This window comes from Pseudomonas sp. MWU13-3659 (assembly GCF_023757525.1).
GTDB lineage: Bacteria > Pseudomonadota > Gammaproteobacteria > Pseudomonadales > Pseudomonadaceae > Aquipseudomonas > Aquipseudomonas entomophila_E.
On sequence record NZ_JAMSHW010000003.1, the window covers coordinates 66,062 to 88,824 of the forward strand.

At 65.4% G+C, this 22,763-nt stretch carries 18 protein-coding genes and 1 pseudogene; 6 read left to right on the forward strand and 13 right to left on the reverse strand.

Translation table 11 applies throughout. The annotated features are described in order from the left end of the window. Nucleotides 1–2: 2 nt before the first annotated feature. The 4 genes from NGM28_RS05375 (at nt 3) to NGM28_RS05390 (ending at nt 4,229) form a co-directional block, all read left to right on the forward strand. Nucleotides 3–1,154 carry a GGDEF domain-containing protein gene (locus NGM28_RS05375; protein WP_252088976.1) on the forward strand — a complete coding sequence of 384 codons (1,152 nt, stop codon included), beginning with the start codon at nt 3–5 and terminating at the stop codon, nt 1,152–1,154. 271 nt (nt 1,155–1,425) lie between these two features. After that, a complete protein-coding gene (locus NGM28_RS05380; protein ID WP_240066009.1) occupies nt 1,426–2,442 on the forward strand; it encodes an ABC transporter substrate-binding protein in 1,017 nt (338 codons plus the stop codon). Next, nucleotides 2,439–3,287, forward strand: coding sequence for an ABC transporter permease (locus NGM28_RS05385; protein WP_252088977.1), 849 nt, complete (start codon nt 2,439–2,441; stop codon nt 3,285–3,287). Before NGM28_RS05380 ends, NGM28_RS05385 begins: the two co-directional genes overlap by 4 nt. Before the next feature lie 78 nt (nt 3,288–3,365). Further along, nucleotides 3,366–4,229 carry a LysR family transcriptional regulator gene (locus NGM28_RS05390; protein ID WP_252088978.1) on the forward strand — a complete coding sequence of 288 codons (864 nt, stop codon included), beginning with the start codon at nt 3,366–3,368 and terminating at the stop codon, nt 4,227–4,229. 146 nt (nt 4,230–4,375) lie between these two features. Here NGM28_RS05390 and NGM28_RS05395 read toward each other — a convergent pair whose 3' ends face one another. Next, nucleotides 4,376–5,752: an L-serine ammonia-lyase gene (locus NGM28_RS05395; RefSeq protein WP_252088980.1), complete on the reverse strand. Its 1,377-nt coding sequence runs from the start codon at nt 5,750–5,752 to the stop codon at nt 4,376–4,378. 146 nt (nt 5,753–5,898) lie between these two features. Between NGM28_RS05395 and NGM28_RS05400 the strand changes: the two genes are divergently transcribed. Both NGM28_RS05400 and NGM28_RS05405 read left to right on the forward strand, forming a co-directional pair. Next, nucleotides 5,899–6,852 (forward strand): LysR substrate-binding domain-containing protein, encoded by a 954-nt coding sequence (locus NGM28_RS05400; protein WP_240066005.1) that lies wholly within the window; start codon nt 5,899–5,901, stop codon nt 6,850–6,852. Nucleotides 6,853–7,027: 175 nt separating this feature from the next. Next, nucleotides 7,028–8,317 carry a M12 family metallo-peptidase gene (locus NGM28_RS05405; protein WP_252088982.1) on the forward strand — a complete coding sequence of 430 codons (1,290 nt, stop codon included), beginning with the start codon at nt 7,028–7,030 and terminating at the stop codon, nt 8,315–8,317. Here the strand turns inward: NGM28_RS05405 and NGM28_RS05410 are convergent. From NGM28_RS05410 to NGM28_RS05460, 12 genes and pseudogenes are all read right to left on the reverse strand, one after another. After that, on the reverse strand, nt 8,311–9,735 hold the full coding sequence (locus NGM28_RS05410) for an undecaprenyl-phosphate glucose phosphotransferase (protein ID WP_252088984.1): 1,425 nt from the start codon (nt 9,733–9,735) through the stop codon (nt 8,311–8,313). The two genes, NGM28_RS05405 and NGM28_RS05410, sit on opposite strands and share 7 nt — an antisense overlap. 343 nt (nt 9,736–10,078) lie before the next feature. Then, nucleotides 10,079–10,828, reverse strand: coding sequence for a WecB/TagA/CpsF family glycosyltransferase (locus tag NGM28_RS05415; protein ID WP_252088986.1), 750 nt, complete (start codon nt 10,826–10,828; stop codon nt 10,079–10,081). Further along, nucleotides 10,828–12,015, reverse strand: a complete 1,188-nt coding sequence (locus NGM28_RS05420; RefSeq protein WP_252088988.1) for a glycosyltransferase family 2 protein — start codon at nt 12,013–12,015, stop codon at nt 10,828–10,830. The genes NGM28_RS05415 and NGM28_RS05420 overlap by 1 nt, the downstream gene beginning before the upstream one ends. Beyond that, a complete protein-coding gene (locus NGM28_RS05425; RefSeq protein ID WP_240066000.1) occupies nt 12,012–13,214 on the reverse strand; it encodes a glycosyltransferase in 1,203 nt (400 codons plus the stop codon). The genes NGM28_RS05420 and NGM28_RS05425 overlap by 4 nt, the downstream gene beginning before the upstream one ends. Before the next feature lie 44 nt (nt 13,215–13,258). Beyond that, nucleotides 13,259–15,331, reverse strand: a complete 2,073-nt coding sequence (locus tag NGM28_RS05430; protein ID WP_353620515.1) for a glycosyltransferase family 4 protein — start codon at nt 15,329–15,331, stop codon at nt 13,259–13,261. A gap of 3 nt (nt 15,332–15,334) precedes the next feature. Continuing rightward, nucleotides 15,335–16,243, reverse strand: a pseudogene (locus tag NGM28_RS28800) (DUF535 family protein); the annotation flags it as partial. Nucleotides 16,244–16,250: 7 nt separating this feature from the next. Then, nucleotides 16,251–17,225 (reverse strand): glycosyltransferase family 2 protein, encoded by a 975-nt coding sequence (locus NGM28_RS05435; RefSeq protein ID WP_240065998.1) that lies wholly within the window; start codon nt 17,223–17,225, stop codon nt 16,251–16,253. Between the two features lie 64 nt (nt 17,226–17,289). Continuing rightward, complete coding sequence (locus tag NGM28_RS05440) at nt 17,290–17,814, reverse strand: serine O-acetyltransferase (protein WP_252088991.1); 525 nt, start codon at nt 17,812–17,814, stop codon at nt 17,290–17,292. An 8-nt stretch (nt 17,815–17,822) separates the two neighbouring features. Further along, complete coding sequence (locus NGM28_RS05445; protein ID WP_252088994.1) at nt 17,823–18,779, reverse strand: glycosyltransferase family 2 protein; 957 nt, start codon at nt 18,777–18,779, stop codon at nt 17,823–17,825. Next, nucleotides 18,772–19,389 carry an acyltransferase gene (locus NGM28_RS05450; protein ID WP_044488742.1) on the reverse strand — a complete coding sequence of 206 codons (618 nt, stop codon included), beginning with the start codon at nt 19,387–19,389 and terminating at the stop codon, nt 18,772–18,774. Before NGM28_RS05450 ends, NGM28_RS05445 begins: the two co-directional genes overlap by 8 nt. Nucleotides 19,390–19,521: 132 nt before the next feature. Then, entirely contained in the window at nt 19,522–20,994 is a 1,473-nt protein-coding gene (locus NGM28_RS05455; RefSeq protein ID WP_252088996.1) for an FAD-dependent oxidoreductase, read from the reverse strand. 304 nt (nt 20,995–21,298) lie between these two features. Next, entirely contained in the window at nt 21,299–22,675 is a 1,377-nt protein-coding gene (locus NGM28_RS05460) for an oligosaccharide flippase family protein (protein WP_240065994.1), read from the reverse strand. Nucleotides 22,676–22,763: the final 88 nt, after the last annotated feature.

Sequence of the window (22,763 nt, forward strand, 5' to 3'; positions counted from 1 at the left end):
CCGTGCCGCTTAGCCTGCCGACCCTGATGCTGGTCGCCGTGTTCATCTTCGCCCTGATGGGCAGCCTGACCCTGCACGCCTGGCGCCGCTGCGCCGGCGACCCGAGCCTGGGCTACCTGGGGGCGATGCTGCTGACCTGCACCCTCGGCGTCAGCCTGAATGCCCTGCGCGGCCTGGGGCTGGACTACCTGGCGCTGGTGCTGGGCAACATCGTCCTGCTGATCGGCGCAGGCCTGGGCTGGACCGCCATGCGCGTGTTCGGCGGGCGCACTGCACATTGGCCGCTGGTATTCGCCGGCGCCGTGCTCTGGTGGCTGTTCAGCTTGTGGCCGGGCTTTTACGCCACCCTTGGCCTGCGGGTGCAGGCCTACTCGCTGCTGACCCTGTTCTACACCGGCCTGTGCATCCGCGAACTGTACCGCCCACGGGTCCACCTGCCGGTGTCGTACACCCCGGCGCTGATCCTGACCGGGCTGCACGGCGCGGTGTATTTCGCACGCCTGTTGATCGACGACGGCGCCGCCCTGGACCAGGCCATCGCCGACCAGGGCAGGCAGCCGGGCTTCTTCGCCTTCATCCTGTTCGAATCGATGCTGTTCGCCATCGGTATTTCCTATGTCACCCTGGCCATGGTTCGCGAGCGCGCCGAAGTGCAGTTGCGCGCCGCCGCCTACAGCGACCCACTGACGGGTATCGGCAACCGCAGGGCGTTCATGGAGCACGGCACCCACCTGCTGCACGACTGCGCGGCCCATCGGGCGCCGGTGGCCTTGCTGCTGTGCGACCTGGATCATTTCAAGCGCATCAATGACCAATACGGCCACCCCAAGGGCGACCAGGTGTTGCTGGCGTTCGCCGAGGAAGCCCGTCGCCACCTGCGCCAGGGCGACCTGTTAGCGCGGATTGGCGGCGAAGAGTTCGCCTGCCTGCTGCCGGGTGGCGACGAAGCGGCGGCCGAGCACGTTGCGCGGCGGATCTGCGCGGCATTCGCCGCCTTGCCACTGCTGGAGCCTGGTGTGCTGGGCGTAAGCATCGGCATTGCCAGCCAGCCCGCGCAGCAATGCGACCTCTCACGGCTGCTGTCGATGGCCGACCACGCCCTGTATCAGGCCAAGCAGCAAGGGCGCAGCCGGGCCTTGCAGTACGCTGGATAACCCTCCCACAGGGACCGTCCCAGCCTCTGGATCGGTGCCTCCCCTGTAGGAGCGGCCTTGTGCCGCGAAAGGGCTGCGTAGCGGCCCCAGGACTCAGTGCTAAGCAAAGATTGCCGGGGCCGCTTTGCGGCCCTTTCGCGGCACAAGGCCGCTCCTACAGAGGTAAGCGTAAACCCCGAAGAACACGACCCAAGCAGGCCGCGCGACAGGGCTCAGATGTCGTCGTCTACACTTTGCCCCTACCCACGGAACGGCAATCGACGAGGCCCCGATGAAGAAGATCCCCACCCTGCTGGCCGGCCTGCTGCTCGCCCTGGGCCTGGCCACCACCGACTCCGCCGCAGCCGCCGAGCAACCGGCCCCCATCCACTTCGGTGCCATCGGTTGGGATAGCGGCGCGCTGACCACCGAGATCCTGCGCCTCATCGTCGAGCACGGTTATGGCTATGCCACCGACACCCTTCCCGGCAGCACCGTCAGCATGGAGGTGGCCCTGGCCCGCAACGACCTGCAGGTGATCGCCGAGGAATGGGCCGGCCGCAGCCCGGCCTGGGTCAAGGCCGAACAGGCCGGCCAGGTGTTCGCCCTGGGCGACACGGTGAAGAACGCCGAGGAAGGCTGGTGGGTGCCGGCCTATGTGATCAAGGGCGATGCCGCGCGCGACCTCAAGGCACTGGCGCCCGACCTGCGCAGCGTCGCGGATCTCAAGCGCTACCCAGAGGTTTTCAAGGACCCCGAGGCTCCTGACAAGGGCCGCTTCCTCAACAGCCCCAGCGGCTGGACCTCCGAAACCGTCAACAGCCAGAAACTCAAGGCCTATGGCCTGGACGGCCTGTACAACAATTTCCGCAGCGGCTCCGGCGCCGCCCTCGATGCCGAGATCGCGGCGCAGATCCGCCTGGGCAAGCCGGTGCTGTTCTACTACTGGAGCCCGACCCCGCTGATGGGCCGATACGAACTGGTGCGCCTGGAAGAGCCGCCGTTCGACGCCGCCGCCTGGGCTACCCTCACCGATGCCGCCAACCCCAACCCGCAGGGCTGCCGCTCGTTGCCGGCCAAGCTTTCGATTGGCGTGTCGAAGGCGTTCCACGACACCCATCCCGAGCTGGTCGCCCTGTTCGAAAAGGTTGATTTGCCCATCGACCCGCTGAACAAGGCCCTGGCGCGGATGAGCGAGTCACGCCAGCCGCCCCGTGAAGCGGCGCTCACCTTCCTGCGTAACCACCCTGAAGTGTGGAAGGCCTGGCTGCCGGCCGACAGTGCCGCCAAGGTCGAGGCCGCCCTGTGAGCGGTGGCTTCCCCGAAGCCCTGCAATTCTCCTTCGCCCCCTGGGTCAACCGCCTGGTCGACTGGCTGGTGCTGCACTACGGCGACTACCTGCGTGGTGTCTCCGAGCAGTTGCTGCAAGTGCTGGTGGCGCTGGAGAACCTGCTGCGCCTGTTGCCCTGGTGGCTGTTACTGCTGCTGGTGGGGTTGCTGGCCTGGCACGCCAGCCGCAGCCTGGCGCGGGCCGTGGTGCTGACGCTGCTGCTGGCCCTGATCGGCGTACTGGGGCTGTGGGACAAGCTGTTGCAGACCCTCGCCCTGGTGCTGGTCAGCACCAGCCTGTGCGTGCTGGTCGGCGTGCCCCTGGGTATCCTGCTGGCTACCCGGCCGCTGGCCCGGCGCCTGCTGCTGCCGGTGCTGGACGCGATGCAGACCCTGCCGGCCTTCGTCTACCTGATCCCGGTGCTGATGCTGTTCGGCCTGGGCAAGGTGCCCGCAGTGTTCGCCACCCTGATCTACGCCCTGCCGCCGCTGGTGCGCCTGACTGAGCTGGGCCTGGCGCAGATCGAACCTTCCTTGCTGCAAGCCGCCCACGGCCTGGGCGCCAGTCGCTGGCAGCGGCTGTGGCGCATCGCCCTGCCCCTGGCCCTGCCGAGCATCATGGCCGGGCTCAACCAGTCGGTGATGATGGCCCTGTCGATGGTGGTGGTGGCGTCGATGATCGGCGCCCGGGGGTTGGGCGAAGATGTGCTGGCCGGTATCCAGACGCTCAATGTCGGCCAGGGCATGGAGGCCGGGCTGGCCATCGTCGCGCTGGCCATGGTGATCGACCGGATCAGCCAGGCCTATGGCCGCCCGAAGCGCTGACGCCGCAAACGGGCTTGCCAGCCACGGAGGCGAACCGGACAATCGGCCACGACCCGTGCAGCCCGGAGCCTCCCCCGCGTGTCCCTCAAAGCCCTGCGTACCCTGGTGACCATCGCCCGTCATGGCACCTTCGCCCGCGCCGCCGACCTGCTGAGCCTGACACCGTCGGCGGTGAGCCTGCACATCAAGACCCTTGAGGACGAACTGCAGGTCGCCCTGTTCGACCGCAGCCGCCGGCAGGTCGTGCTGACCGAAGCCGGGCAACTGGCCGTGGCTCGCGCCGAAACCATCCTCACCGCCTATGAAGAACTCGCCGACACCCTGGCCAATGGCCCGGGCCTGCGCGGGCGCCTGCGCATCGGCGCGATCCACACCGTGCTGGCCCGGCGCCTGCCCAAGGCGTTGGTGTGGATCAAGGCCCATCACCCGCACCTGCACATCAGCGTGGTGTCGGGCATGTCGGCGGAACTGGCCCGGCGCGTCGAGGACGGCGAGCTGGATGCCGCGATCACCACCGAACCGGTCAGCCCCTATCCGCAGTGCCTCAGTTACACCCCGCTGTTCGAGGACCGCTTCTGGGCCATCGCCAGCCCGGCGTTGGCTGGACAGACGGTGGCGCAATTGCTGGCCGGACAACCCTTCCTGCGCTTCGACAAGCGCGCCTGGGCCGGCCGGCAGATCGAACAGGAACTGCGCCGCCAGCATGTGCAGGTCAGCGAACAGATGGAGCTGGACAGCCAGGAAGCCTTGGCACGCATGGCGGCCATGGGCCTGGGGGTGGCGATCATTCCGATGGCCGACGAGGACCTGGAACGCCTGCCGGCCGCCACCGTGCAGCCCTTCGGCGAGCCGCAGCTGACCCGCCGGATGGTGCTGCTGGAGCATGAAAAGAGCCAGCGCCGGCACCTGAGTGCGGTGCTGAGGACGGCGCTGGAGGATTGAAGAGTTTCACAGCGCCTGGCACCGGAGTTGCCGGTGTTCGCCAGCAAGGCTGGCTCCTACAGGGTGGCGGCGGTAACGCCCAATCCCTGTAGGAGCCGGCTTGCCGGCGAACCGGGCAACACGATAGGTGTCGGCGCGGCTCTGGCTCAACACTCGACGAAGGCGACCGCCAGGCCACCGCGCGAGGTTTCCTTGTAGTTGGCATGCATGTCGGCGCCAGTGTCGCGCATGGTGCGGATCACCCGGTCGAGGGAAATGAAGTGCTCGCCATCGCCGCGCAGGGCCATCTGTACCGCATTGATCGCCTTCACCGCGGCGATGGCATTGCGCTCGATGCAAGGGATCTGGACCAACCCACCCACCGGGTCGCAGGTCAGCCCCAGGTTATGCTCCAGGGCGATTTCGGCAGCGTTTTCCAATTGCGGCGGGGTCGCCCCCAGCAATTCAGCCAGGCCCGCCGCCGCCATCGAGCACGCCGAACCGACCTCGCCCTGGCAACCAACCTCGGCGCCGGAAATCGACGCGTTCTTCTTGCACAGAATGCCCACCGAGGCCGCCGCCAGGAGGAACGCCACTACGTCGTCGTCGCAGGCACCAGGGTTGAACTTCATGTAGTAGTGCAACACGGCCGGGATGATCCCCGCCGCGCCATTGGTGGGTGCGGTGACCATGCGCCCGCCGGCGGCGTTTTCTTCGTTGACCGCCAGGGCGAACAGGTTGACCCACTCCATGGCGCTCAGCGTCGTGCCGATCACGTTGGGCTTGCCCAGCTCCTGCAGGCTGCGATGCAGGCGCGCGGCGCGACGCTTGACGTTGAGCCCGCCGGGCAGGATGCCTTCGTTGCGCAGGCCGTTGTCGACGCACTCGCGCATCGCGCCCCAGATCTTCAGCAGCCCCCCGCGCACTTCATGCTCTGGGCGCCAGGCACATTCATTGGCCATCATCAGTTGGCTGACGCTCAGGTTGTGGGCCTTGCACAGGGCCAGCAACTCGGCGCCGCTGGAGAACTCATAAGGCAATTCCACCTGGCCAGCGTTCGCCTCGGGTGCGTCGATCTCGCCTTGCTCGACGATGAAGCCACCGCCCACGGAAAAATAGGTCTGGCTGAACAGGCTGGCCTGACCGTCGAAGCATTCCAGGGTCATCGCGTTGGGGTGATAGGCCAGGTCTTCGTCGAGCAGGCGCATGTCACGGGCATACTGGAACTCGACCGGGTGGCTGCCGTCGAGCATCAGGTTCTGTTCCTTCATGACCTGGTCGATGCGCGACTCGATGCTGTGCGGGTCGATGCGGTCCGGCCACTGTCCCATCAGCCCCAGCAGGCAGGCCCGGTCAGTCGCGTGGCCGACACCGGTGGCCGAGAGCGAACCGTACAGGCGCACCTCGACCCGCGTCACGCGGGTCAGCCAGCCACGCTCGCGCAGGGCCTGGGCGAAGGTCGCCGCCGCGCGCATGGGGCCGACGGTGTGGGAGCTGGAGGGGCCGATGCCAATCTTGAAAAGGTCGAAAATACTGATAGCCATGCTAATGCCTGGCCGTGATCACAATGGACAATGCGTCACGGCTGTCTGGAAAAATTGAGCGGTATTGCGAATTTGCGCGATACTGCCTCGCCAAGGTCGTCATGACCAACGAAACTTCCTACACAAGCCTTTAGCAGTACTAAACGATGAAAGGATCCCTCAATGGCCAGGTGTTCGTCTGGCTGCATGTGTTCTCCTGCGCCGCGCGGCACCTGTCGTTCACTCGCTGCGCCGAAGAGCTGCACATCACCCCCGGCGCGGTCAGCCAACAGATGCGCTTGCTCGAAGAGCGCCTGGGCTTTCGCCTGTTCCTGCGCCGCGCCCGAGGTGTCGAGCTGACCGCCGAAGGCCAGCGCCTGGCGCAGACCGTGGCCGAGGCCTACGGCGGCATCGAAGCGGAATTGCTGCGCCTGGATGCCGGCGAGATCCGCGGCACCCTGCGCCTGCGCTCGATCCCCTCGTTCCTGGCCAAATGGCTGACGCCACGCCTGCCACGCTTCCAGCAGCGCTACCCGGACATCGCGCTGCGCCTGGTGGCCGAGGACAGCAACCAGGCTCTGCACCCGGAAGACTTCGACCTGGCCATCGACCTCAACGACGGCAGCTACCCGGGCATGCTCTCCACCCCTTTGCTGGACGAACAGATATTCCCGGTGTGCTCGCCCGCCCTGCTGCGCGGCCGCCCGCCCCTGCACGGGCCGGCGGACCTGGTGCACTACCCGCTGCTGCACGACATCACCGCCTGGCGCGGCAGTTCGGAATACGCCGAATGGGAGTTCTACCTGGAAGGTATCGGCGCGCAGGGGCTGGACGTGCGCCGGGGGCATACCTTCAACCGCAACCACCTGACCATCGAGGCGGCCATCGCCGGGGTTGGCGTGGCCATCGCCCGGCGCACGCTGCTCAACGACGAACTGGAACGTGGCGCGCTGATCGTGCCGTTTGGGGTGCCGATCGCCAACCACAAGCGCTATGTGCTGCTGTACCAGCCGGGTGGGCTGAGCCAGCCGGGGGCGCGGGCGGTGCATGACTGGTTGGTTGAGGAGGCGCAAGGTTTTCGCACTGTGCACCCGTTGTCCGAAGTTACCCAACCGCTCTAGGTGTTTCGTTGCCTGCTCCTCTCCCCGATGTCTTGCGAGTGAGTGGCCCGCACTGGATCCCCGGTGCAATGTCCTGGGAAGCACCGCGCTGCGCCACCTGGCAGTTTTGCCAGTAGCGACGTTCCCTTGAGGCTCGTAATTTCACCTCGAGAGTGGCAACGAATCGGGGCACGTGATGCTGGGGTTCAAACGCAGGCTTGGGCACAGCGCGCTGGTGGCACTTCTGGCGCTCTGGCCCGTCCTCGCCAGCCATGCGGCGTTGGTCGTGCCGTTGTTCAGCCTGCAGCCTGAATCGCAAACCACACTGGCGCGCAACGCCGCCGACCCGGTGTGGCAAGCCCTGGAAGGCCGATCACGGCCACCGCGCCTGTGGCCGATCGCGTTACATATCGAGCAGGTGGAGCCAAGTCGCGAGGCCCTCACGTTCCGCATGCCCGACGGACGTATCCAGACCTACCACCGGTACCAGATCCTGTGCGAAACCCCGGAGCTGTTCACCTGGGTTGGCAGCACGTCACACGGAATACTCGACGAGTTCAACAGCGTCTACCTGACACGCCATGGCCAGGCGCTGGTCGCCATGGCCACCCTCGATGGCGAGCGGTACCGCATCGAGCCGCTGGCCGACGGCAGTCACGTCCTGCTTGCCAGCGTCCCGCAGCCAGACCATGCAAGCCCCCATCACCGACAGCTGACCGGCAGGGCGCCTCCCTTGCTGCCGCGCCAGCGGGACGCTGCGGCATCAATGGATATCCCGGTGGTGCGCGTACTGACGCTGGCCACACGAAGCGCGCAGGAACAATTGGGCGACCTGCGCGCCAGCACGGCGAACGCTCTGGCCATGGCCAATGTCGGCCTGCGTAACAGCGGCATCGCCATGCGCGTCGAAAGTGCCGGCATATTCGCGTTACCTTGGCGTGAGCCGACAGGCATGGGTTTTCGCGAGATGCGACAGAAGCTGGAGGACGCCACCGACGACGAACTGGGGCAGCCAGCCAATGCCCGGCGCGCGCAAACACTTGCCGATGTGGTGATGCTGTTGGCCGTGCACCCTGCCAACCAGGGCATCGCCTACTCCGGTGCCACGCGAGAGCAGGCTTTCGCCGTGGTCAACGCCCACGGTCTGGCCAACCTCACCCCGGCCCACGAACTGGGGCATATGCTGGGTGCCCGCCATGATCGTGACGATTACCGGGAGGCTGACCCGCGCTCCCACGCCTACGGCAAGCGCTGGCCGGGCAGATGGCGCTCGGTGATGTCCTATGCCTGCGACACCGACGAGCCGTGCCTGCGTATCAATTACTGGTCCAACGCCCAGTTGAGCTATGACGGCCTGCCACTGGGCGATGAGCACAGCGACAGTGCCCGCACCTTGAACGCACAGGCTCGACAGGTCGCTGGCTTCTACCCCTCCCCCAGGCATCCGCCCCGCGATCTCTGTTCACCCCCTTGGGCGACTCAGTAAGCCTGCTTGCCGGTAAACGCATTGAGCGTGCGCACCAGGATCACGAAATCGAGCCACAGCGACCAGTTGTTGATGTACTCGATGTCCGAATCCACGCGTTGGATCATCTGCGCGATGTCCTTGGTTTCACCTCGATATCCACGCACCTGGGCCAGGCCGGTCATGCCGGGCTTGATGTTGTGGCGGGCGAAGTAGTCGACGATGTCCTGGGAGTACAGGGTGTCGTGCTGCAACGCATGGGGGCGCGGCCCCACCAGGGACATCTCGCCGGTCAGCACGTTGAACAGCTGCGGCAGTTCGTCCAGGCTGGTACGGCGGATGAACGCCCCGATCCGGGTCAGCCGTGGGTCGTTCTTCTGCGCCTGCTTGACCACACCGTCCTGCGGCTGGTGCACGTGCATGCTCCTGAACTTCCAGATGCGGAACGACTCCCCGGTCCATCCGGTGCGCTCTTGCCTGAAGAATACCGGCCCGGGGCTGTCGAACTTGATGATCGCGGCCAGCGCGAGCAATACCGGTGAGGCGCACAGCAGGATCATCGCCGCCAATACTCGGTCTTCAAGGTTCTTCAGGAACAGGCTCATCCCGGTCAGCGGGGTTTCCGACAGGGTCAGCACGGGAATCCCGGCGATCTCGCGCACGCTGTGGTTGATCAGGCGCAAAGAGAAGATGTCCGGCACCCAGTTCACGGCAATGCACTTGTCGAGCAGCTTCATGTACACGTCGTTGATCACATCGGAGCCGCCCAGCGGCGTGACCAGGTACACCGTCCTGATCGCGTTTTGCGCAACGATGCCGTCGAGTTCGCTGATGTGCCCCAGCACCGGCAGGCGCGACTTGATCTGCGGGGCCTCGTTGTCGGCGGCGTTGCCGTCGTCGACCAGCACGCAACCGACGACCCGCTCACCCAGCCAGGGGTTGTTGCTGATCTTGAGGTACAGGAACTCGGCCAGGTCGCCGGCGCCGATGATCAGCACGTTCTCCGGCCTGGAGGCATGCGCCATGTAGCGCTTCTGCACCTCGCGCACGGCGATATGCAGGAACAGCTGCACTGCATAACCGATGACGAACAACTGCCCCACCAGCATCCGCGAATACTGCTCGCTCTGCTTGGTGAGGAACGCCATCACCGCCAGGAAGCAAAACGTCGCCGACCACGCCTTGAACAAGCGGAAGGCCTTGCGCGTCAGCCCGACGTTGCTGCGGTAGATGCCGTAGTGATCGTAGATCACCGCCAACGCCCCGATCAGCAACAGCAGCATGATCACGTAGTCGGAGGTGATGAAACCGAATTGATCGTAGATCAGGTACCAGGCCACGCCAGTCACGGCGATGCCATCCAGGCCGGCCTGGATGGCGTTGCTGACGCTGCTTCTGCGCTGGAGCAAGGAGCGACTGCTGCGGGGTTCGAACACCATGGTCAGGCCTCATCGAAAAGTGAGTGAGCAAATGCCTGTCTTTCACGCCGGGCGATCAGCCAGCGACCTGTGCAATACAAAGCGAGGGTGTGCGATGACACGTGCCGCAAGCAGGCGGCGGCGGGATGTTCCCATGATGTTCATAACCCCTTCGGCGCGCCTTCAGGTACCTATCCCCCACAGGACTGATACGACGGCGTACGCGATTCCATGTTGACGGTTCACGGGTGCAGGTCTGATATCACTGTAGCAGCGCCAGGCCATCAGTGTGGTGCAGTACATCCGGACATCCCCCCCGTAGGAGCGGCTTCAGCCGCGATGCAGGCGACGCGATGCCTGTTCTTCATGCGCCCTTTGCCACCGTTTTGCGCAGCAACACCGCACGCAGCAAAAACAACGGATTGCCCACCACATAGCGCATGAACAGGCGCCTGGGCTCCCTGGCCAGGCGGAACACCCACTCACCGCCCAGTCTTCGCAGCCACTGCGGCGCCCGTTCTACCTTACCGCCAAGAAAATCCAGGATCGCCCCGCCGCACACCACCACGCAAGGCTGGCCACTGGCGGCCAGCGCGGCGGCCAGCGCCTCCTGCTTGGGCATGCCCATCCCCAGCACAATCAGCTCGGGCCGGGTTTCACGGGCAAGCCGCAGATAATTGTCGAGTTCGGCAAAACCGTCACAGACCGAGACCGGCTGGGTGCCGAAGCATTCCACGCTGCGGCTCACCGCCTGCCCGAGATACGGTTCGCGCGTGCCCCAGAAGGCCACCCGCCGCCCCTTGTACGCGGCCAGGAGCTTGGGAATGAAGTCGGTGCCATTCATGTTGAGGCCGGGCTCCAGGCCCAGCTGGCGAAGCAGGATCGCCATGCCGGAGCCGTCGCGCAGCAACACATCGGCCACCACCAGCGCCTGGCCGAATTCGGCATTGTGAGTCACCAGGTTCATGGCATGGGCGTTGACGAACGCCAGCACGGTCGTCTTGTCGGGCCGGGACAACCGCTCGATCAGCCGCTGCTCGGCCGCCGGGTCGCCAACCACGTGCAGTCTTTCCACGAGCCTCTTCCAACGGATGCGCCACGCCTGCCTGTCCATCAGCTGTCATCCCGTTTCGAACGCACCCAATCGACCTGGCGCCTGACCAGGAAGCCCAGGTACAGGGGAATTTTCCTCATCGCGTAGAACGGCGCATACAGCAGCGTCGAAAACGGAATCAGCTCACGGGCGAACCGCCCCCAGGCCAGCAGCACCGCCACGCCCAGCAGTGCCAGGGCGCCACTGCAGATAAGCGCGGGCAGCAGCAGGCCAGACAGCGCGAAGACCAGCCAGGTGAGGCAGAAACAGGCGGTCAGTGCCAGCACCAGCAGCGCCAGCGGTGGTACCAGCAGGTCCAGGGCCAAGGCCAGCAAGCCTACATTGCGCTGCCCCACCGCCCCGGCCAGCAATCGGGGGGCCTCGCCAAACAGTACACCCAGGTGACCGTGCTCCCAGCGCTTGCGCTGGTTGGCCAGGCCTTCGTCGCTGCCGGGGAACTGGCTGTCGACCTGGGCCGCCTGGCAGAACAGCGGCGGCTTGCCTGCGCGACACAGGTCCAGGCCCAGCTTCAGGTCCTCGACCAGATGCCCGCTGGCGAGATCGATGGTGGCCAGGTCCCGCCAGGCGAAGGCCATGCCCGAGCCCATCAGCTGGCACGGCAGCCCCAGCCGCGCCCAGCCACGCGGGCGCACCAGGTTCTTCACCCGCCAGGCGAACGCGGCGATCTGCACCTTGAGCCCGGCGCCGGCCGGCGCATGCATCAGGTAGAGAGCCTGCACCGGTCGGGCGCTGGCCAGGCAGCAGCGGGCCATCTGGTCGATGGCGCCCTCGCCCACCTGGCAATCGGCGTCGATGACGATCACCACCTCAGGCGGTTGCTGCGCCAGGTGACGGACACCGAAGTCCAGGGCGTAGCCCTTGCCACGCCGCTGCGCGTCCTGGCGCTCCACCACCTGCGCACCGGCGGCGCGGGCCAGCTGCGCGGTGTCGTCGGTACAGTTGTCGGCCACCACCAACAGCCGATCGCCCGCCTGCAATTGCGGCAGGAGGCTCGCCAGGGTCGAACGGATAATCGTCGACTCGTCGTGGGCCGGTACCAGCACGGCCACCTGCCCGCGTGCCCCTGCCGTCGTCGGCAGCGTGCGTGCAGGCAAGCAGGCCAGCAGCACCTGGGCAACCAGCACCAGCACTGGCAAGAGCAGTGCGATCGTGACCACCATGAGCAACCACGCCAGTAGAGTCATCATGCGGGCGCCCTGAAGTGGCCGGCCAACCTGGCCGCCTCGGTGTCGATATCATGGCGTTGCAGCACGCGCTGGTAGGCCGCCTCGCCCATGCGCTGCAACACCGCTTCGGGTTGCGCCAGGCAGTCAGCCATGGCTGCGGCCAGTTCCTGCACGGCGCCGGCGGGAAACAACCAGCCGTTGTCGCCCTGGCGCACCAGTTCGGGAATGCCCGCCACGTAGGTGGTCAACACCGGGCGGCGCAAGGCCATCGCCTCCATGATCACCACTGGCAGGCCCTCGGCGAAACTCGGCAGCACCAAGGCCCGAGCCGCCAGGATCTCCTCGCGAACCTGAGCGCTGCTGATCCAGCCGGTAATACGTACCTTGCCCTGCAACCCGTAACGAAGGACGAGGGCCTCGATCTCGGCGCGCATTTCACCGTCCCCTGCCAGCACCAGCTCGAACGCCAACGCCTGTTCCGCCAGGATCCGGGCAGCTTCGAGCAACAACAACTGGCCCTTCTGCTCGCACAACCGCCCCACGCACACCAGGCGCGGGGCCGCAGGCACGGCGACGGCGTCGACCTCGTGAAAACTGCGCTCCAGGCCGCAATGCACCACCTTCACCTTGGCCCAATGCTCATGGGCCACCCAACGATACAGCTGGCTGCGCCCGTAGGAGCTGACCGCCGCGACAAAGGCCGCGCGCCGGACCTTCTCGCCCATGTGCAGGAACTGCGGCTTGTCGAACTCTTCCGGCCCGTGCACGGTAAAGCTGTAGCCCGGGCCACCGAGGGCGTTGGCCAGCATCACCACTTCGGCCGAGTTGGTGCCGAAATGCGCGTGCACATGCTCGGCGCCAGCGGCCTGCAACCATTGCACCAGGCGGCACGCCTCGGCCAGGTACACCAGATGGTAGGGCCAGGGCCGGTCGGCCCGGCGCCCCGTGCGCAAGGCCAGGCGCAGCGCGGCAAGAAAGCGCCGGGGTTGCGCCCTCAGCAGTTGCCACGTAGGCGCCAGCAACCCGCGCAGGCCGTCTTGCAGGATGTAGCGGGTCCTGTCCCGCTCCACCAGGTCTTCGCCGTCCTGCAGCTCGGCGTCCCAGCCGCGCAAGGCGATGCGCTGGATCTCGAAGCCCTGGCGCTCCAGCGCCAGGATTTCCCGGCGAATGAAACTGTGGCTGACCTTGGGGTACTGGTTGATGAAGTAAGCGATGCGCATAAGCCCCCGAAACGATCCCTGCGTCCTCGAATGACAGGCCTTTGCTACTTCAGGCTGTCGATGGCCGACGATGGCTGGCCGGCCGGTTCACTCACATGGACGACATCCTGGTAGATCCCCTGGAGCTCCAGGGCCTGGTCACTGCACAAGGTGATGCCGTCCTTGAAACGGTTGCGATGCTGCACATAGCGCTGCGGGTGGTCGAGAATGTCGTCGAGCACCTCGCGCAGGTAGCGCTCATCCGAACTCAAGGGAATGATGGTACCGTTCACGCCGTCGACGATATCCTCCACCGTGCCCCCGGCGTCGGTGCTGACCACCCAGACATCCCGCACCAGCGCCTCGCGTATCGCCAGGCCGAAGGTTTCTTTCCACTGGGTAGGGAACAGCAGCACATCGATGCCGGAAAAGAACGCATCGATATCCGCCTGGGTGTAGCCGGGGATGATGCTGACGGTGCCCGGAATCTTCACGCTGTGCCGGTTGAACGAGCGAAAACCCAGGTGCAGCAAGTTGTCGACCACTTTCAACTCATAGTCGGAACGCTCCAGCGAAGCAAATGCGCGGGTGATCAGGTTGATCCCCTTGATGGACGAGTTGCCGCCGACAAAACCGAAGCGCAGCATCTGCCCAGGGTGTTTCAGGTAGTCGGCCGCAGGCGCGAGGATGCCGTTGCGGTTGATGCGGATCTTGCCGGCGTCAAAACCATTGGCGATATACAGGTTCCGGGCGAATGTGCTCGGCGCCAGCAGCAGGTTGGCCGTTTTCAGCGTGTCGGCGAGGAAGCGCTGGCGGTAGGCGTTCAGGGGCGGGTCGTCGACACAACGGGCACACACGTCGCCCTGGATGGTGGTCTGCCCGCAGTACTGCCCGTGTTTGTCGATCATGAACTGGCGACCGCAGATCCACCAGGCGTCATGCAGGGTTACCACGAACGGCACGCCGGCCTTGCGGCAACTGTTGGCCAGCAGCGCCCCCAGCCCCTGGATGGAGTGCAGGTGGACGATATCCGGCGCCACGCAGGCGAGCACCTGCTCGAACACCGCGACGGTCGCGGGGTTCTCGAAGTCCTCGTGGGGCGAGCGCGTCTCGGGCAACCCCACACCGATGACCGGTGCCCCGTGTGCCTCGTACCTGAGAAGCCCGTAGGGCGTGACCTCGGACACCGGCAGCGAGGTGAAGATGAACGACTGCCAGGCGGACATCTCGCCCATCAGCCGCACCATCTGCTCGGCGACGACAGTGGCACCGCCGAAGCTGCGGGGGGCGAAGAAGATATTGGCGGACAGCACACGCCTGCCAGGCGCGGCCGCGGGTATCGGGAACAGGCGCCTGACCTGCTCCGTTTCCCGGTCGCCGGTACCCGCCTCGACCAGCGTGACCTGGCGAGCACCCGCCTCTTTCATGGCCAACGCAAGCTCTGCTGTCGAGGCGAGCGCCTGGTCGCAGGACAGCAGCGCCTGCCGGTGCAGCGCCACGGCCACCATGAGCCGATCGACGGCCTCCGCGCTCAGCCCGGCCATGTCGTGCGCCCGTCGATAGGCCTGGGGGTCGAAGGTCAGTTCGTCGCTGTCCCAGCAGGACATCACCTCGAGCCGCCGGGCTTCATCGAGCAGCAGCAGCACCTGCGGGCTGGCGGGCACGCGATGCAGAATCACCGCCCCACTGGTCTGCAGGGCATTCAGGCAATGCACGTGGTTGCGCCAGTCAAGCACCCGGCACCGGTAGCCAAGCCCTTCGAGCAGTTGCCGGATCTGCCCAGGCCGTGACTTTGCGAGCGCCACCGGTTCGACTTCGACCAGCAGCAGTACCTCCCGCGGAAACAGTTCACGCGCCGCGACCCGCGGCGTGTCCAGCGCCAGGCTCTTGCGCTTGATGTCCGGTGGCTTCCACAACACGCCCGGCCCTTGCTTGAGCAACTCGCGCCAGGCTTTTCTCAACGTGGAATACAGCCCAGCCTTGCGCAGGTAGGCGATGAATCGCTGGTCAGGCCGTGGTTCGGTCTGAAACTGCCGAACGAGCGCCGCCAATTTCGCCTTGAACCACCCAGGTTGCGGCGCAGGCCCCTTCTCCTGTTCAGCCAGGACCTGCCCCAGGCGTTGCCGGTGGGGGTCCATCCGGTTTCCCGACAGCACGGCCTCGACATGGCTGAAGACATCGTCCAGCAAGGCCTGGCGCCGGCGATACATCGCCCGTTTTTTCGGTGGGATGTCATCAGGCGAACGTTGCGCGGCCGCCAGCGGAAGGCTGAAGAAGTCCTCGCGCGTAGAGGGCGTCGCGCCATGCTCCTCCCAGATCACGTCGTAGTTGGCCGCCAGGTCATGGGCTTTCTCGGCACCGAAATAAGCGTGACGGTGATGCCGGTGGGCGTCGCCAACGGCATAGATGTGCACGGCGCCAAGCGTCCTGGCGATGCACTTGACGACCTCGATCAGCAGGCTTCGCGGCCGCAGCCCCTCGAAGTCCTTGGTCAGGTCGCGGTAGATGTTCAGCGAGGTCTCGCTGTCGATGCCTTTGTGGATGCCCTGGACCGCGCCGATGAACAGGTTCAGCACGTTGTCCGTGCGGCGCAGGGTGAACGCCAGCGAGGCCACGCGCAGGTCGCCCTGGAACAGGTTCAGCACCAGCTCCCCTTCGCGCTTGAACCAGATCGCCCGGTCCAGCAGCAACGAGCAGGCCGGGGAATAGCGGGAAAGGTCGCACAGGGCCAGCCGCTCTTCGCGCCCCAGCAGCACCAGCGCGGGGAAGTGCCGGGTGACCACTTCATAGTGCGAGGCCAGGGCGTCGAAGCGCTCCTGGGCATCCCAGTCCTTGCTGATGTAAGGCCATTGCACGACCCCGACGCAGTCAAGGCCCAGCCGGGCGAAACGCTCGGCACCCAGGGCGCCGGACATGCGCTGCAAGAACGCGCGCAAGGCCGGCCACTCCCTGACCATCAGCACCAGCAGCTTGAGCTTGTTTTTCAGTGCCCGCAGCGCAAACCCGGGTTGCACGGTGAGCACACTCTTCACGATCGCTCTGAAGTACATAGGCCTCTCACTTGTACTCGATCAATACCGGCTTGCCGGTAGTGAACCTGTTCATCATGAACTTGACCTGCCCGAGCATCTCCGGAAACTTCCCCAGCACCAGGAACACGGCCTGCAACCAGTTCTCGCGAGCGGACCTGCCACCCCGGCGTGCCAGGCGCGCGGCTTGCAGCGGGTAGACCAGCAACAACAGCAAACCCCAGCCCCCCAGCGCCAGGCTCGCCACCCCGATCGCCAACGGCAGCCCCAGGCCCCAGATCCAGGCACGCCGCGCTTCGCGCCGCCAATGCCGCTCGGGCGGCCCACCATGCAGGGAGGCCCCTTCGGCGAACGCATACCCGGCGCGCAGGCTGCGCCGCCACCACTGGCCAAAACGGGTCATGGCGGCATCATGCAGGGTCATTTCCTGGTCGAGCCGCCAGATCTTCCAGCCACTGGCACGCAGACGAATGCACAATTCGGGCTCTTCACCGGCGATCAGGTCCGGGCGATAGCCGTGGACCGCGCTGAAGGCGTCCACCCGCATCAGCGCATCGCCACCGCAAGCCTTGGTCTCCCCCAGTGGCGTGTCCCATTCCAGGTCGCACAACAGGTTGTAGACCGAATGCTGCGGGTAGCGCTCGCGGCGCCGGCCACACACCACCGCAACCTGCGGGTGTGCATCGAGAAAGCCTTGCGCTTCAGGCAACCAGCCAGCCACCACCTCACAGTCGCCATCGACAAACTGCACATGGCGCATGCCCGGCAGCAGGCGTTGCAACAGGGTGAAGCCTTCGTTGCGCGCACGCGCCGCGGTAAAGGGGATGGTCAAGTCCAGCGCCAGCACGTCGACCCCTTGCCGGCGCGCCATCGCCACCGAGCCATCGGTGGAGCCGGAGTCGACGTAGACGATCTGGTCCGCCGCCTCCCGCACCGACGCCAGGCAGCGTTCAAGACGAAGGCCTTCATTGCGGCCGATCACCACCACTCCAATGCCTGTCACCCTGGGCCTCACTCAATTGCCTTGAATGGAAAATTCCCTCTATCACCACGCCCCGTCGGCACACTCACGGGCATTGCACGGCGTCGTGGCGCGCCCGGGTCTTGATGGTCGCCGGCACACCGACGGCGATCGAGTTGTCCGGTACATCGGTCAGCACCACGGCGTTGGCGCCGATCACCACGTTGTTGCCAATGTGGATTTCACCCAGCACCTTGGCCCCGGTGCCGATGTCGACGTTGTTGCCGAACACCGGCGCGATGGGGCGCTCGACATTCTTCAGGCCCACCACCACACCGTTGCGAATCCGGCAGTCGTCGCCGAAGCGGGCGTAGCCGCTGATGACGATGCCGCCGAAATGGTCGATGACGAAGTTGCGGCCGACCTCCACTTCGCACGGCAGCTCGATGCCGGTGAGGATCTGCACCAGCTTGAACAGCACCTTGTAGATGAACGACAGCAGCTTGCGCAGCAACGCCGGGCGCACGCCGTAGCGCCAGCGCCCGAAACGATAGACCAGCATCACCCAGAACCCTTGGGCACCCCAGTCGCCTCCATATGCTCGCAAGTCCGCGCGAATGTTCTCGAACATGGCTTCACCTAGCGGGTGGGTTGAGTGGCGTAACGGGTCTTGCGCAACAACGACCAGGTGGCCTGGTTGTGCCGCCAGCAGGCCTGGATCGCGGCCCAGCCGCGCCCTTTGAGCAAGGCCTTGAGGGCCAGCACCAGGTCGCCCAGGCACACCAGCGCCATGTGCAGGACCAGCCCCGACACACCGTGGTGCTTGCGGAAGTACAGCAGCTCGCTCTCGATCTGGTAGGCGCTGATCTGCCGGCTGGCCGCCTCCAGCTCGGCCACCGACTTGGAGCTTTCACCACCGATGTGCACGACCGTGGTGTAGGGGTAGAACACCACCTTCCAGCCCGCTTCCTTGACCCGTTTGCAGTGGTCGACCTCTTCGTAGTAGAGGAAGTAGCGCGGGTCGAACAGCCCCACCTGGTCAAGCACCTCCCGCCGGACCAGGTAGAAGCAGCCGGGCAACCAGTCGCACTCACGCACCGCGTCGTGGTCCCAGGCCATCTCGTCGACCATCTTCAGGCCGGGGAAAAAGCGCCCGAGCCCGGTGCGCGCGACGAACACGTTCAATGGCGTCGGAAAGTAGCGGCAGCACGGCTGCAGGTCGCCCTCGCGCCCGACCAGGCGCACGCCCAGCACGCCGCAGTCCGGATGCTCATCCATGTACTCGAGGGTTTTGGCGAGTGAGTCGGCGGCCACGAAAGCATCGGTATTGAGCAGCAACGCATAGCGGCCTTGCAGGTAATCGAGCAATTGATTGTTGGCCCGGCCGAAGCCGACGTTCTGCGTGTTGCTCAGCAACACGGCTTCGGGGCAGACCCGCTTCATGCGTTCCACCGAGTCGTCCACCGAGGCGTTGTCCACCACCAGGTACTTGGCCAGTGTCTCGCCACCGGCCTGGCGCAACGCATCGAACATCGGTTGCAACAGCGATGCGGTGTTGAAGTTGACCACCATCACATCGACGGGCTTGCTATCCATTGCTGCCCTCCCCGAAGAAGTACTCGCGCCTGGCCGCCGCCAGCAGCGGCTCCAGCTCAGGGTCGTAGCCGCCCTTGCGCTCGCTGACCAGGTGGATCCAGGGGTAGGCGGCGCAGCGTGCCTCCACCCGCTCGATCAACTGGTCCATGGTGCAGATGAATTTCGCCGGGTTGCCACCGACCACGCTGTTGGGCGGCACGTCCTTGGTGACCACGGAGCCTGCGGCCACGATGGCGTCGGGGCCGATGGTGACCCGGGGCATGATGATCGCGCCATGGCCGATGTAGCAGTTGTCCTTGATGTCGATGTAGCCCACCGAGTCCAGGTGCTTGCCGCGGGCGTACTCGATCAGCGCGACCACGCTGTCGTGCCCGATCAATGTGCAGTCCGACAGGCCGACATTGCTGCCCAGGCGCACCAGGGTCGGGTCGGTGACGTTGCAGCCGGGGTTGATATGGACGTTGTGCCCCACCGAGTAGAACTTGCCCCAGCGGGTCTGGTAGGCCCCCCAATCCTGCGCATTGGGGTTGCACAGTTTCTTGTAGGTCCCGCCCGCCCGGCCGGTCTTGTTGGCGTAGTAGGCCACCGCCCTGCGTATCCATCCGAACATAGTGCACACCTCGCGAGTCTTTCGATCCTGGAGTGTTCCTGAGGCGAATGGGGCCTGTTACTACCGATGTCGACCTTGCCGCCCACGAACCGTTTCAACCACGGTATTACGGTTACCGCCCTGCCCTTGCCCTCATTTGGCGACGACCACGCCGTTCATCGACTTCATCCGTTCATTCAGGTGATCCGCCAGGCGCACGGCGAACTGCAGCAGGGGCATGGTCGGGTTGGCCGCGGCACCCCGGGCGAAGATGCTGCTGCCGGCGACGTACAGGTTGTTGACGCCGAACACCTTGCAGTTGCTGTCGACCACGCCATGCTCGGCACTGGCGGCCATGCGCGTGGTGCCCATGTGGTGGGCATGGGGCTCGAGCTTGAGCGGGAGGCTGGTGTCGTAGACGAAATCATTGAGCTTGACGAAGCCCAGGTCGCTATCGGCGAACTGCTTGGCCAGTTCGGTGCCGATGCACTTGATGGTGTGCCGGTCCTCGGGGGCCAACGCCCAGTTGACATTGACCTTGGCCACCCCCAGCGCGTCCTTCTCATCGCGCAGGGTGATACGGCTCTGCGGGTTGGGGAACTGCTCGATCATGGTGCCGAAAATGCCATCGCCCGGGCAGCTGAACTTGGCGATGAAGTCGATCTTGCCGGCGACACCCCATTCACAGGCCAGGTTTTCCAGGAAGTCCTTGACCTCGGCGGTCCTGCCGTAGGTCCTGACTTCGGACATCACCGCGGCGGACACATTGCCCTTGCCCGAGCGGTATTTGTCGGCGAAAGCATCGGTGGTGTAGTACGAGCGCAGGCCGGTATCCTGGCCTTCCTTGAGAATGAACGTGCCGATCTCGATGTTCAGGTGGTCCATCAGGCAACGCCCGACCATCCCGTCCTTGTTGACGATGCCGGCCGCCGACAGCGAACCGCTGTTGAGCAGTTGCCGGGCGTTCTCGATGGCACCCATCGCCAGCACGAAATGCTTGGCCACTACCCGCTCTCGGCGCCGCTCGTAATCGGACACCACCACCGAAGCCAGGCCGCCGCTGGCCTTGTCGAACTGCAGGTCGACGCAGTTGCAGTTGATGAAGACATCCAGCCCCGGTGTTTCCTTGAGCTCGGTGTCGTACTTCTGGGCAAACCGTGTGGGTGGGCTGAGCAGGAAGCGGTCGGCGTTGAACTCACCGCCGCCGAGGTCGGCATTCACCGCCCGGAAGTCCGCGCCTTGCCCGATGTCGACGATGTCCATCGCCGCGGGCAGGTAGCGTTCGACCTCGGCATAGGCAATGGGCCAGCCGGGCAGCCCCCCCTGGGGCGGGGTGCTGAAGTCGGTTGCATCGAACGGACGGCAGCGGCCCGCCCAGTGGTTGGAAGTCCCCCCGAGAAAGCGCAGGCGCGTGTCATGGGGGTAGAGTTCAAGGCCCGTCGAGGAGCAGTCGTAGAAGGTCTGCGAACTGTCCGAGTAAGTTTGTCCGCCAGCCTCCAGCAGCACCACGCTCCACCCGGCCTTGGCCAGGCGCAAGGCCAGCGTGATGCCGGCCGGTCCGCCACCGACGATGCAGAAATCATAGGCGCCGCGCAGCGCCTTCTCGGTCTGATAGTCCCTGATCATGCCTGCCCGTCCCGAAAATACTGAGAAGGCAACACCCAGCCGTTGATGATGACGAAGCCGCCTTGCTCAGCCGGTTTGCGCCCAACGACCGTCCCTGTACCCAATACCGCCACCCCCGCGCCCAGCAAGACACATCCACGAATAAAGCCCCTACGACCAGAAGACGGAGTGCAGAACTGAAACTTCCCCATGATCCAAGCCCCATGCCATAGACTGCGTGAATCACAGTGCCCACATCGCGCCTCGATCCCTGCCTGCGCGGCACTGCCCCCGGCGCCCCTGCGCCGAAACACTCGAAATGGTCTCAGAGCCAGTTGAAGAAGCTCGTCGCCAACGCGCCGCAGGCTGCGCCGACGGCAATCATCGGCAGCACCACGAGTTCGCGCTTGAGGTTGAACATGCCCAGTTTGCAATTGACGTAGACGATCAGCACCAGGGTCGGGAAGGAGTGCAAGGCAACGCCCCAGATCGCGTACTTCACGCCGCCGATGGCCAGCAACAGCGGTAACCCGACCCACAGCGCGACCATCCGGATGATGTTGTCCATGGCCTGGTACTTGGTATGCCCCAGGGCAATCCAGACCTGATGGGCCAGGGTGTAGCGCAACGTGAAGAACGACCACGACAGAATAGCCAGCATCGGCCCGGCAGCGGCGTAGCGCTCGTCGTACAACCAGCCAATCAGCATGGGGCTCGCGGTCAGGAACGCGCCGCAGGTGAACAACATCACCAGGTCCACCAGCAGGCGTGAACGGTGGTACAACGCCTTCAGCCGTTCACTGTCGCCAGACCGGGTGGCCTCGCTGAAGGCCGGCAGCGCCACCGTGCCGACCACTTTCAGCAAGCCGGTCTGCAGCGAGCCGAGAATCAGCACCGCGATGGAGTACACGCCCAGCTCCGCAGTGGTCATGCTGGCACCGAACCACATGCGGTCGCCGTACATCGCCAGCACACCGACGATCGACGAGACCAGGATCCAGCGGCCGAACACCACCAGCTCGGCCAGCGCCTCGCGGTCCCACTTCAGGCGGTGAACCGGCCCCTTGATCGCCAGGTGCCCGAGCAAGGTGCCCGCCAGGGCGCCGGCCAGGCCGGCGATCACCAGCGACCAGATGGAGCGGGTGAAGTAACCCAGCACCAGCATGGTGATCAGCCCGACGAGCTGCGAGCCCAGCTCCACCATCACCACGCGCTTCTGCTGGAACGTGCGCAAGGCGACGTCGATATTGGTCGACTGCAACCCGTAGATGATCGCCGACAGGCCGGTGACCGCCAGGATCATGGGCAACTCCGGCGCCGCGTAGGTGGAACCCGCCGGCCACAGATTGGCCAGCTGGGACAGCCACGCGCCCAGCGCCAGCAGCAAGGTCAGGACGAACAGGATGAAGCCGCGGATGATCTGCACGGTCCAGGCCGTGTTGAGGAACAGCGGGTCGTCGCCGCGCGGGCTCTGGATGATGTTCTGGCGCAGGCCGACGTCGGACAGCAGGTGCAGGAGCACCGAGACAGTGGTGGCGATGACCATGATCCCGAACATCTCCGGCAACAGCAGCCGAGCCATGATCAGGTTGCCGCCCAGGCGCATCACCTGTGAGGCGACCAGGGAGAACACATTCCAGGCCCCGGCCCCTAACGCCCGCCTACGAAGGCTCCCCGATGCAGACGCTTCAACTGACGGCATGAGTTCGATCCCTGACTGGATGGCTAGAAGTCACTATAGTTTCAATCAGCCATGATGCTAGCCGTCGTCCACCACCGGATAGGTGAAC